Consider the following 473-nt stretch of genomic DNA (forward strand, 5'->3'; position numbering starts at 1 on the left):
AATGTAAAAAAAGAATTGTTTGAATACATTGGAGGAGTTTGTAAAGGCTTGGAATGTAATCCTGTTCGTGTAGGAGGACATAAGGATCATGTCCATATTTTATGCACGTTATCTAAAAAGATAAGCCAAGTGAAGCTTTTGGAAGAGGTGAAGAAGCAGTCCTCGAAATGGATTAAATTAAAAGGAAATCAATATCATGATTTTTATTGGCAAGATGGTTATGGAATATTTTCCGTTAATCCTTCTGAAACAGATGTTGTGACTCAATACATCGAYAATCAGGATAAACATCATACAAAAAAGTCGTTTGAGGATGAATTGAGAGCTTTTCTTCGAAAATACAATGTTGATTTTGATGAGAAATATATTTGGAATTAGGCTTTCGCCCCTTCGGGGCTTGATTAACAAATTGCATTAGAATCAACGGGCTTTGCCCGTTGCTATTGCCTTAGTCCTTTCAGGACAAATGTATC

The 473-nt window shown here is 35.2% G+C and carries 1 protein-coding gene; it reads left to right on the forward strand.

What is annotated here, in order from left to right; genetic code table 11:
- The coding region (locus DLK05_RS17015) for a transposase (protein WP_127345114.1) at positions 1-378 on the forward strand (378 nt) is incomplete at its 5' end.
- Positions 379-473 lie beyond the last annotated feature (95 nt).

It is taken from the genome of Ancylomarina longa (assembly GCF_003996985.1).
GTDB lineage: Bacteria > Bacteroidota > Bacteroidia > Bacteroidales > Marinifilaceae > Ancylomarina_A > Ancylomarina_A longa.